Genomic DNA, 10,438 nt, shown 5'->3' with positions numbered 1-10,438 from the left:
GTTGATCGGAGCATCCCTAAGCCTGATGTTTGGTCGCCAGACCCTGGCCGACGTGCACGTGCCAGTACTGCTCTACAGCGGCGATGGCGACAAGCTAGTGGCCGTGGACAAGAACGCCGCCGCCCTGGCGCGCAAACTGCCGGAGCCGCCGGACTTCAAGCTGCTGGCCGGAGCGGGGCACTTCGTGTTCATGGCGCCGTGCGACAGCGATCAATTGCTGGCCATGCCGGCCATCTGTACCGATGCGGACGGTGTCGATCGCGAAGGCATCCATCGCAACCTGATCTCCGAGGCGGGGCGGTTCTTCACGCACACCTTGGGGCAATCGACCCGCGCCGGCTTGCAGACCGCCGATCAGTAAGCGCGGCGCTTGAGCAGCAGGGTCAGGCCCAGCGCGCCGACCGACAGCAGTGCGGCGCAAAAGAAAATCCAGCCGTAGCCCAGGTTCAGGGCGACAAACCCCATCAACGGCCCGGCAATCGCCAGGGCCAGGTCAAAAAACACCGCATAGGCACTTAGCCCGGCGCCACGGCTGCTGTTGGGCACCTGTTTGATCGCCTCCACGCCCAGCGCCGGGTACACCAGCGACAGGCCAAAACCGGTCAAGCCCGCGCCGATCAACGCCACGCCGGTGGACGGCGCCAGCCACAAAAGCGTCAGGCCCAGGGTCTCGATGGTCATGCAGGCAATCGCCGCACGAAAGCCGCCAAAGCGGCTGATGGCGGAGATAAAGATCAGGCGCGACACGATAAAGCACACGCCGAACACCGTCAGGCAATACGCCGCACCGGCCCAGCCACGGTTGAGGTAGTACAGGGTGATAAAGGTCGTCAGGGTGCCGTAGCCGATCGAGGCCAGGCACAAACTGGCGCCAAACGGTGCGATGCGCCCGAACACCGCCCAGAACGGCAAGCGCTCGCCCCGCACCACCGGCACCGACGGTTTATTGCGGATCAGCACCAGGCCCAGCGCCGCCAGCACCGACAGCGCAATACCCAGGCTGGTGTAGCCGTATTCGGCAACCATCACCACGCCCAGCGGTGCGCCGATGGCGATGGCACCGTAGGACGCGATGCCATTCCAGGAGATCGAACGCGCCGTGTGCTCGGCGCCGACCTGGCCCATGCACCAACTGATGGTGCCCACGCCGATCAGGCCCTGCGCCACCCCCAGCAACAAGCGACCCGCGATCAAAATGCCGAGGCTGACGGCGGGCATGCTCTCCATCAACGTCGCCACCCACGTCAGCACGCCACTGAGCAGAATGCCGGCCAGCCCCAGCACAATCGCACGCTTGGTGCCGACGTTGTCCGACATGCGCCCGGCCATCGGACGACTGAGCAGGGTGGCCAGGTATTGCGAGCCAATGGTGATCCCGGCCACCACCGCGCTGAACCCCAACTGTTCGTGCACGTAGCCCGGGATCACCGCAATCGGCAGGCCGATGCAGATAAAGGCAATAAAGGTATAGAAGACGATGGAGACGATCTGCAAGGTGATCGACAGGGAGCTGGGGGCGGCGGCAGGCATGGGCACTCGTTCGCGGGCGGGCGGTGCGGCCATCATGGCAAGGGCGTGGGGGAAAAGAAAGCAGGCTATCTATTAATGATGACGTGCCATTAAATGCAAAAAGCCCCGTCACAGTGGACGGGGCTTTTGTGTGCCGCGGGCGGTGCTTAGAACACTACGCCTTGGCTACGCAGGTAGTCATCATAGGTGCCGCTGAAGTCGATCACGCCGGTGGCGCTCAACTCGATGATGCGAGTGGCCAGGGACGATACGAACTCACGGTCGTGGCTGACAAAGATCAGCGTGCCCGGGTAGTTCTCCAGCGCCAGGTTCAGCGCTTCGATGGATTCCATGTCCAAGTGGTTGGTGGGTTCGTCCATGATCAGCACGTTCGGCTTTTGCAGGATCAGCTTGCCGAACAGCATACGGCCTTGCTCACCACCGGAAATTACCTTGACCGACTTCTGGATCTCGTCGTTGGAGAACAGCATGCGACCCAGGGTGCCACGGATCATCTGTTCGCCTTGGGTCCACTGGCCCATCCAGTCGAACAGGGTCACGTCGTCTTCGAAGTCGTGGGCGTGGTCCTGAGCGTAGTAACCCAGTTCCGCGGCGTCGGTCCACTTGATGCTACCGGCGTCCGGCGTCAGCTCGCTGACCAGGGTGCGCAGCAGGGTGGTCTTGCCGATACCGTTCGGGCCGATGATCGCCACACGCTCGCCGGCTTCAACCTGGAAGCTGAAGTCCTTGAACAGCGGCTTGCCATCGAAGCCTTTGGCCATTTTTTCGACCATGACTGCCTGACGGTGCAGCTTTTTGTTCTGCTCGAAACGGATGAACGGGCTCACACGGCTCGAAGGCTTGACCTCGGCCAGCTGGATCTTGTCGATCGCCTTGGCACGGGAAGTGGCCTGCTTGGCTTTCGAGGCGTTGGCCGAGAAGCGGCTGACGAAGGATTGCAGCTCGGTGATCTGCGCCTTCTTCTTGGCGTTGTCCGACAGCAGTTGCTCGCGGGACTGGGTCGCCACGGTCATGTACTCGTCATAGTTGCCCGGGAACAGGCGCAGCTCGCCGTAGTCCAGGTCAGCCATGTGGGTGCACACGCTGTTCAGGAAGTGACGGTCGTGAGAGATGATGATCATCAGGCTGGAACGCTGGGTCAGGATATTTTCCAGCCAGCGGATGGTGTTGATGTCCAAGTGGTTGGTCGGTTCGTCGAGCAACAGCACTTCAGGATCAGAGAACAGCGCCTGGGCCAGCAATACACGCAGCTTCCAGCCTGGCGACACTTCGCTCATCGGGCCGAAGTGCTGTTCCAGCGGAATACCCAGGCCCAGCAGCAGCTCACCGGCACGGGACTCGGCGGTGTAGCCGTCCATCTCGGCGAATTCGGTTTCCAGCTCGGCCACGGCCATGCCGTCTTCTTCGCTCATTTCCGGCAGCGAATAGATACGATCGCGCTCGGCCTTGACCTTCCACAACTCCTCGTGACCCATGATCACGGTGTCGAGCACGGTGAATTCTTCATAGGCGAACTGGTCCTGGCGCAGCTTACCCAGGCGCACATTCGGCTCCAGCATGACCTGGCCGCCCGACGGATCGAGGTCACCGCCGAGGATTTTCATGAAGGTCGACTTGCCGCAACCGTTGGCACCGATCAAACCATAACGGTTGCCAGCGCCGAACTTGACCGAGACGTTCTCGAAGAGCGGCTTGGCGCCGAACTGCATGGTGATGTTAGCTGTGGAGATCAATTACTTTACCTATCAATAGCTTAGGGTGCGCTTATTTGAACTGGGACCAATTTGGGACCAATCTGGAGCTTTTGCATTTCGCTCCAGTCCGAGCTTGAGTTGATCCAACGCGCATAAGTCGAGAGCAGCATCTGCACACTATGGCCGAGCTGCTGGGAGATGAAGGCGGGGTTCATGCCAGACATAATGCATATTGTCGCATAGGTGTGACGACAGTTGTATGGCGGGCGACGACGGATATTCAACGCTTTCAGTGTAGGAACCCATTGCTTGTGCAGGTCGGACGTCTGCCGGACGTACGCTGCGTTCTTCGACGGGGGGAAGATGAAAGGCGTTTCCAGCACCTTGCCTTTGCCCTTTTTCCGACGTTCTGCATATTCCTTGGCGAACGCCAGGGCGTGCAGGGCGCGGTCATTCAACAAAACAAAGCGGTCACTGCCCGTTTTCGTGCGCTCCACCACTTCCCCCAAGGCGATCCCGCGACACACGTGGGCCGTCCTTTTCTCTTCGTCTACCGCATCCCAACGCATTGCCAGGGCTTCGGAAAGACGCATCCCCGTAAAAAACACAAACTCAAAAAACGCCGCATATATCGTGCTGGGCCAGTGATCGTGCTCGTACATCTTGGCGATGATCTGGTTCGCCTCGTCCAGGGTGAACGGGTCGATCTCCTTCTTGCTGCGCTTGGGCAACTCCAGAATCGCCGCCGGGTTCTTCGGGATCAGCTCCTCATTGACGGCCGAGTTCAGAATGGTCGACAGCTTCGAGATCGCATTGCGCTTCACCCCGGGCGACTTCCACTCACTGGCGGCCATTACCCGGCGGAGCAGGGTGGTGGTGATCAAATCGATCCTCACCAGTGCCAGGCCGGGCATCCAGTACCGGTTCAGCGCGCCCTTGTAGTTCCCCTTCGTACCAGCGACCACCTCCCGACTGTCCAGCCAGAGCTGGGCGTATTCGCCGAAGTTGATCTTGCCGCCGGCGACGTTGCTGGAGCTGGGGAACAGCTCGGCGTACTTATCGTCGTCGAGCAACCCCAGCTTGATCAGGCCTTTTACTTGATCAACAACCTGTGCGGCAGACTTGATTCCTTTCTGTGTCGGGGGATAGGGGAGCGTTTCACTGCGCCGGCTGCCGTTCCACATAAAGCGGATGCGGATCGATCCGTGGTGGAGGTCCATTCCTGCGGGCAAACCCATTGGCTTTCGAGCCATTCGTAGTATCTCCTGATGCTGTACAGAACTCGGCTACCTTGTTTGTTCCAGACGCCGAGGGGGATTTGATTGCGGGCGCGCTTGGAGCGCAGGGCGGCGAGGGTGGTGCCGAGGATTTGGGCCATCTGCGCCTCCGGCACCTTGTCGCCGGTGATGCCGTCGTTTTGTTGTTCGGCTGCTGACATGGGGTGTCCTGGCCGCGGTGGGCGGCGGAAATTGGGTTAGTCGATTCGAAAGAGTTCGGTGCGGATTGCTCGCCAAACATGCGTGCATACCTCGACCGCCGCTCATAGGCTGGCAGGAGTTGTTGTAGGGATAGATCTAGATCGCCGCCTACCTGCGTCAGTTACTGCTTTTTTTAGAGATTTTTTTCAGTTAAGATCTTAACTGCTCAATTAAGATCTTAATTGATTTCTGAGGTGTCTATGGCTGTCCAAGCACGTGTTCACGTGATCGAAAGTGTAGAAAAAAAATTCACTGAAAAAGGCTGGACACTCTGTTTTCAATGGTGCCATTACAATTACAGTGACGGTTCGCAGCAACGAGGCTATCGCTTCATCTGGAAACGCCCAGACGGCTCTCTACAAGCTGCACGGGGTCAAGCACGCCTGCCCAATATGGAGATGATTACTGAGTTAGTTGAGACAGCTAAAAAGCAAGGTTGGGGCTTTAGAGGGGATGAAACTCCTGAATCGAACTAGCAACCATCGGTTTCTGGCGTTAGCAGTACACGTAGGCGAACGGGAGGGTGGCGATCATGGCGTCACCCTCTGAATATTTGAGTTGACCCAGGTACGCATACGCTGCCAGCGCTGTTCCGGCGTTTCTGCCTGCCAACTGCCTTCGTCGTTCATGAAAACAATTTCTGACGCCATGGCAGGGCTGATGCCGAACGCTTCGCCTACGGCCTCTCGGTCGTCTGGATCAAGAACGGCCATGTCAATTCCGCGCTTCGCCCCAATTACGCCGATGGTGCAGAATTCCCCCTCGGCCTGAAGCGAGTCGGCGATCAAGCGCTTATCCGGCATTGCATCCATCGCGTCACGCAGCTCGACAAGGAACGCCTGGCCGCGCTTTCCCTTCAGCGCCGACTTCACGGCGCCACGCCAGCAGATCAGATCCCATCCGCCGCAATCATCGCTATATCCGCTTCGGCTCATGACTTACTCCGTCCCGGCGAGGTATGCCGGCTCCGTGGCGGCGGCCAGCCATTCGCGCAACGTGCCGACGATCTTCGTGCGGTCATCTTCATCGCACCACGGCTTGTCGAGCCATTCATCACTGACCAGCTCAACATCCCAGTCGTCGTAGGCGCCTGGCTCTTCGCCGTTCATTTCTTCGAGCACCCGGCGTGCGCCTGCCTCATCGACAGCCGCAACCCAATCGCAGTCGCCAACCATGAAGGCGAGCAATTTAGGCGGCGCGGGCTGGCTGCCGTTGAGTTCGAATGCTTGTTCTCGGTTTTCAATGGTCATGACTTCGTCCTTGCCGCTATAGCGGCTGACTTTGAAGGGGGAGGGTTTACAGGTTTTGCGGGTGGAGTACGGATGTACTCCTACCGGGAGTTGGCTGACTCGGCCTTCTTGGCCTGGCGCGCCTTGAAGCGTTCGTACGGGCCGCCGGGCAGTGATGCAATCTCGTTGGCAGCTTTGATCAGCAGGTCGCCGAGAGCCTTTTGGGCCTTCGGGGTGAAGGCCTTGAAGCGTGTACCTGGCGGGTAGTAAGCGGCGTATGCCAGGCGCGTGCAAAGCGTCGAGGCTTCGTCGAGGCCGTTACTGCGACCGTATCCGAACAGCGCGTCTCGATCATCCTGGTCCGGCTCGCTTTGGAGCGAGGCGGCAACGCGATACGACTCGACAAGCTCGGCTCGCAAGCTGGCGATCAAGTTGTTCTGCTGCTCGATAACGCTCTCTGCGTGCGCAAGACGTTTCGCGGTCAGGTCGATCTCGCCAAGCGCCACAGGCGAATCCAGCAGGGCGCGCAGCTTCTTGACCCACAGTTGCACCTCACCGCTTGCAGATCCTTCGGCGTAGCTGGCGAAGTTCTCCAGCAGCTCACGCGACACACCGTCAATTGTTTGGTTGGTGGTCATGACTTCACCGATTTGGGTTCAAGTCGCGAAAGCCGCTCACGCAGGCTGTTGATTTCATCCTGGTACTGATCGGCCAGGGTTGTCAGGTCGTTGAAGTTGACCCAGTTACCATGCTTATCCGGCACGCGGATTACGCTACCTGTTGCATCCTCGCCGCCGCGCCAGAAATTGAATCGTGGCAGAGCCTGTACCTTGTCCCAAAGGTCATAGCCTTCGCGGGTTTTGATATTTCTCACGATGCGTTCTCCGTTACCAGATCTTGGGCATTCACAACCGTCATGCCGAGGCGTTCGGCAATCAGGACTTCCAGGCGTGCGCCCTTTGAGTGCTCCCAGCCGGGCAGGGTGGCCACGGTGTTGCACTCCATCAGGGCGACGATGTCGCGGCGCATGCAGTCGTTCCAGTTGCCGCCGTCGGGGTTGATCTCGGCGGGGTTGGTGACGGTGTGGCCGCCGGCGCGCAGGTTGGTGGTCATAGCGTGGAAGGCGGCAAAGTTGAGGCCGGGCAGGCCGGTCATGGGTTCGCTGAGGTAAATCCGTTTCACGGGGAGCTCTTGCCGGGTGATGCCCGGGAAGTAGGGTTGGGGGGACGTTGAAATTGAGGACTTCGCGCTTTAAATGCGCAGTGCCATAATGAAAGGTGAGTACACGGGAATTTTGTTAGGGACAACGATGGCAAATATAAGCGTTCATGATCTGCTAAATGCTCCAGTTGGATCAATGGTTTCAAAAAAAGAGCTATATGAATTAATTCAGTATTCAAAAGTAGAAGGATCTGAATATTGGGGTGGTGAAAATTTCGTGATAAATAATACTCCACAACAGGGTATTAACTGGATTGGTTCACTTCCTGCTCTTGCAGGGGTCATAGTTAAAGTGTATCCGGGAAGTTATAGTCACGATGGTTGGGTAGATGCTGAAAGAAATTTTTACCGCTATTCCTTTAAAGCCAGAAAAGGTGTTGTATCACTTAAGGAAAAGGCGAATCTTTCGTTGCTGAATCAGCCTGAGTTCGGTTACCCAGTACTTCTTTATAGCGAGCAAAAGCAGGGCTGGTTTTTTGAAGGGTTGTTTGGCTTGGTTGAATGCGCTGACGAATATGTTGTTCTTGGTCGCCAAGCCGAAACTAATGTGATTACGAGCAAGGTCGGCCAAGGATTTATGGAGGGTGGAAAAAGTTATGTTACGCATTTGTTGTATGAGAGGAACTCTCAAGTAGTTAAGCTGCTAAAATCGTCCGGATCATGCGTCTGTGAAATTTGCAGTGATGATTTTAAAGTTAGATACGGATTTGAATATATCGAGGCTCATCACAAAGTGCCAGTCTCTATGAAGGCTGTGAAGGTAGATGTGGTTTTAGAAGATTTAGCATTACTGTGTTCGAATTGTCATTCTGCCGTGCACGCTCATATGCGATCGGGCATCGAGGACTACTCAGTAATTAAAGAGGTGATCGTGCGTCGCTTAGCTCAACAAACTTGACGATTCTCCCGCCTATCCAGTGAACCACCGCGATGGCCTTGCTGTTACCGATTGCCTTGTAGCGGGACCCGTCAGGACATTCACTTGCAGGCTTGCCGCGCCAGGGGATCTGCGTGTAGTTATCGGGAAAACCTTGGCATCGCTCCCACTCGATCACACTGGTCCGGCGGACGCCTTCGGGCTCCAGCACATATGCCTCTCGATCATCGAGAGAGCCTCCCCCTTGTGCCGTGAGAGTAGGGTGAAGTGCAAGCTTCGCCGGCCATCTCGGCGGGCTATCCCGGCGAGCGCCTTCGCGCTCAAAAAGTACCTCAGTGGGATCGAATCCGTCTCTAGCACTTGCGACAACGAACACACGACGGCGTCGTTGGGCCAGGCCGAAATATTGGGCGTCCAAGACCCGCCACGCGATTGTTCTTTTGGGTCCATACACACAACCAGCGTCCTGCCATTTCTTCCCTGGAGGCTGCAACTCGCAGTCTTCCCCAGCAAGCGCACCAAGAAAGCATCCGAAGGCGTTTCCTTTGTCGCTGAGGACGCCGGGGACGTTTTCCCAGACGATAACGCTGGCGGGCTTTCGCTGGCCGGCGCGAACATAGTCAACTGCATCTGCAAGCTCCACGTATTTGATGGTGAGGGCGCCGCGCGGGTCGGTGAGGCCTTCCCGCATACCGGCCACGCTGAAGGCCTGGCACGGGGTGCCGCCGACAAGCACGTCCGGCGCCGGGATCTTGCCGGCCAGCACCAGGGCTGCCAGCTTGGTCATGTCGCCGTGGTTCGGCACGTCGGGGTAGTGGTGGGCCAGGACCGCCGAGGGGAACGGCTCAATCTCGGCGAACCAAGCGGCGCGCATGCCCAGCGGGTGCCACGCTTGTGTAGCGGCCTCGATGCCGGAGCAGACGCTTCCGTAAGTTATGGGCATGGGATCTCCGCGCCGGTATGATCCGCGCAAAAAATGGAGGTAGTAATGGGGTTCTTGAAACGGCTGGTCGGAGTCATATTCAGTTTTTGGTTTCTCCTGACTTTCGTAGCTTTGGTTGCTGGCGCGGCGGCGCTTGTTGTTTATCGTTTGCACTTTGTGGGTGGCTTCTCGACCCAAGCTACCGACTGGTCTGCATTTGGAAGCTACATAGGTGGAGTCCTTGGGCCGCTCGTATCCTTTTTGACCCTTGGGGCGGTTCTTAGGACGGTCTACCTCCAACGTGACTTGTTGAGGACTCAGAAGGACGAGTTCTTCACCCTGAGCCAGCAGCAAATCGCGTCCTTGCAGCGTCAGGATGATCAGCTGCAGCTGTCAAGGGATGAGGCTGAACGATCCTTGGTTCAGAATTATCTGAATAGTCAGTTCAGGCTTATTGAATTTTTAGTTGATAACCAGCAGCGACATGCGGATGCGATGTCGTCAGTGGTTTTGAAAATAATGGATCTTGGTCGGGGCGATTTTACTGATCGGCAGAAAGCGGCGGAACCATCGCTTAAAGAGAAAGAAATGGCGGTCGCGAACGTGAAAGAGCTCCTTATCCTTTCCATGCAGCTGTCTTTGTCAGAATTCAAAGCCACAAAAGAAATCAAGGATTTAGTCGGTCCTTGTTTGCTGAAAATTACAGGAAATCAACCCGAACCCGACGGGGCATCGCCGGCTGGTTAGTAGCCCAGGGTCGTGCATCGTTTCAGAAAGGAAGGCGCTGGCGGGCAGCGCCGGAGCGTCAGGCGGCAGGTCGTTCTGCGATGAAGTAGTCCCAAGCGGCTCTATCGCCTTGGGCTACATACCATTTCAGCTCTGTGCTTTCGTCAATGTCGGTTACTGAGCCGCCGTACTGGGCGCCAGGGAAAGTGAACAGCCCTTTGTTGCCGCACCACGGGTATCCGCCAGTGAACCCGGTGAAGGTGACGCCAGGCCTGGCCGCCGCCGCCCGAACCTTGAACTCCTCGAATTTGGCGTTGCGGGCCGTCACTTCAGCTTCATGTCCTGTCTTACAGTCCGCAGAGCAGTAGACCACTCGATCATCGAACACCAGGTCCAGTGCGATATCGGTTTCTGTTTCCTCATCCCAATAGCTGGCATCACTGTCGCACCTCGTGCCGCAGTGGTTGCAGCCGAACCACCAGCCGGCATCGATGTAGGCTTTTGCCGGGATAAAGCTCTGGCCGGCATATTGGTCGGCCCAGTGGGCACGGCGGCACGACACTGCGCCAAAGTCAGTACCGATATTGTCTGCACCCTGGCGCCGAGCCGCGGCGTTCGAGGTGGCGAACTGGATATTTGATTCTTCCGGGTCGTTGGTTTCTACGGAGTAGGCCAGCACGTTGCGCGATGCCGGATCGACTTTTGGCTTGCTCATGGATTATCTCCAGTCAGGCGCCGCCTCTGACGAGAGTGCGGCGCAG

13 protein-coding genes and 1 pseudogene are annotated in these 10,438 nt (G+C 57.6%); 4 read left to right on the top strand and 10 right to left on the bottom strand.

Features of this window, described 5'->3' with window-relative positions; translation table 11 throughout:
* Positions 1 to 361, top strand: a pseudogene (locus DBR46_RS00940) (dienelactone hydrolase); the annotation flags it as partial.
* Here the strand turns inward: DBR46_RS00940 and DBR46_RS00935 are convergent.
* From DBR46_RS00935 to DBR46_RS00925, 3 genes are all read right to left on the bottom strand, one after another.
* Positions 355 to 1,530, bottom strand: coding sequence for an MFS transporter (locus DBR46_RS00935; RefSeq protein ID WP_124524612.1), 1,176 nt, complete (start codon positions 1,528 to 1,530; stop codon positions 355 to 357). The pseudogene DBR46_RS00940 and the gene DBR46_RS00935 sit on opposite strands and share 7 nt — an antisense overlap.
* Positions 1,531 to 1,676: 146 nt before the next feature.
* Positions 1,677 to 3,263 (bottom strand): ABC-F family ATPase, encoded by a 1,587-nt coding sequence (locus DBR46_RS00930; protein WP_124524611.1) that lies wholly within the window; start codon positions 3,261 to 3,263, stop codon positions 1,677 to 1,679.
* Positions 3,264 to 3,283: 20 nt separating this feature from the next.
* The gene (locus DBR46_RS00925) at positions 3,284 to 4,477 is read right to left on the bottom strand and encodes a tyrosine-type recombinase/integrase (RefSeq protein WP_124524610.1); all 1,194 of its coding nucleotides are present in this window, start codon (positions 4,475 to 4,477) and stop codon (positions 3,284 to 3,286) included.
* Between the two features lie 425 nt (positions 4,478 to 4,902).
* Here DBR46_RS00925 and DBR46_RS00920 point away from each other — a divergent pair, with 425 nt between their 5' ends.
* Positions 4,903 to 5,178 carry a hypothetical protein gene (locus tag DBR46_RS00920; RefSeq protein WP_177413979.1) on the top strand — a complete coding sequence of 92 codons (276 nt, stop codon included), beginning with the start codon at positions 4,903 to 4,905 and terminating at the stop codon, positions 5,176 to 5,178.
* 54 nt (positions 5,179 to 5,232) lie between these two features.
* Here the strand turns inward: DBR46_RS00920 and DBR46_RS00915 are convergent, their stop codons facing one another.
* The 5 genes from DBR46_RS00915 to DBR46_RS00895 form a co-directional block, all read right to left on the bottom strand.
* Complete coding sequence (locus tag DBR46_RS00915; protein WP_124524609.1) at positions 5,233 to 5,637, bottom strand: hypothetical protein; 405 nt, start codon at positions 5,635 to 5,637, stop codon at positions 5,233 to 5,235.
* A gap of 3 nt (positions 5,638 to 5,640) precedes the next feature.
* The gene (locus DBR46_RS00910; RefSeq protein WP_124524608.1) at positions 5,641 to 5,952 is read right to left on the bottom strand and encodes a hypothetical protein; all 312 of its coding nucleotides are present in this window, start codon (positions 5,950 to 5,952) and stop codon (positions 5,641 to 5,643) included.
* Positions 5,953 to 6,032: 80 nt separating this feature from the next.
* Positions 6,033 to 6,569 carry a hypothetical protein gene (locus DBR46_RS00905; protein WP_124524607.1) on the bottom strand — a complete coding sequence of 179 codons (537 nt, stop codon included), beginning with the start codon at positions 6,567 to 6,569 and terminating at the stop codon, positions 6,033 to 6,035.
* Positions 6,566 to 6,805 carry a hypothetical protein gene (locus DBR46_RS00900; protein WP_124524606.1) on the bottom strand — a complete coding sequence of 80 codons (240 nt, stop codon included), beginning with the start codon at positions 6,803 to 6,805 and terminating at the stop codon, positions 6,566 to 6,568. Before DBR46_RS00900 ends, DBR46_RS00905 begins: the two co-directional genes overlap by 4 nt.
* Positions 6,802 to 7,113: a DUF4406 domain-containing protein gene (locus DBR46_RS00895; protein ID WP_124524605.1), complete on the bottom strand. Its 312-nt coding sequence runs from the start codon at positions 7,111 to 7,113 to the stop codon at positions 6,802 to 6,804. The genes DBR46_RS00900 and DBR46_RS00895 overlap by 4 nt, the downstream gene beginning before the upstream one ends.
* Positions 7,114 to 7,186: 73 nt before the next feature.
* Between DBR46_RS00895 and DBR46_RS00890 the strand changes: the two genes are divergently transcribed.
* Positions 7,187 to 8,050: an HNH endonuclease gene (locus DBR46_RS00890; protein WP_256659184.1), complete on the top strand. Its 864-nt coding sequence runs from the start codon at positions 7,187 to 7,189 to the stop codon at positions 8,048 to 8,050.
* Here DBR46_RS00890 and DBR46_RS00885 read toward each other — a convergent pair.
* The gene (locus DBR46_RS00885) at positions 8,010 to 8,972 is read right to left on the bottom strand and encodes a DNA cytosine methyltransferase (protein WP_124524604.1); all 963 of its coding nucleotides are present in this window, start codon (positions 8,970 to 8,972) and stop codon (positions 8,010 to 8,012) included. The two genes, DBR46_RS00890 and DBR46_RS00885, sit on opposite strands and share 41 nt — an antisense overlap.
* A 45-nt stretch (positions 8,973 to 9,017) precedes the next feature.
* On the opposite strand from DBR46_RS00885, the gene DBR46_RS00880 reads away from it, so the two are divergent.
* The gene (locus DBR46_RS00880) at positions 9,018 to 9,698 is read left to right on the top strand and encodes a hypothetical protein (protein ID WP_124524603.1); all 681 of its coding nucleotides are present in this window, start codon (positions 9,018 to 9,020) and stop codon (positions 9,696 to 9,698) included.
* A 58-nt stretch (positions 9,699 to 9,756) separates the two neighbouring features.
* Here DBR46_RS00880 and DBR46_RS00875 read toward each other — a convergent pair whose 3' ends face one another.
* Positions 9,757 to 10,392 carry a hypothetical protein gene (locus tag DBR46_RS00875; protein WP_124524602.1) on the bottom strand — a complete coding sequence of 212 codons (636 nt, stop codon included), beginning with the start codon at positions 10,390 to 10,392 and terminating at the stop codon, positions 9,757 to 9,759.
* Between the last annotated feature and the right edge of the window lie 46 nt (positions 10,393 to 10,438).

This window comes from Pseudomonas sp. KBW05 (genome assembly GCF_003852405.1).
Taxonomy (GTDB): domain Bacteria; phylum Pseudomonadota; class Gammaproteobacteria; order Pseudomonadales; family Pseudomonadaceae; genus Aquipseudomonas.
This window is presented reverse-complemented; position numbering and strand designations above follow the sequence as displayed.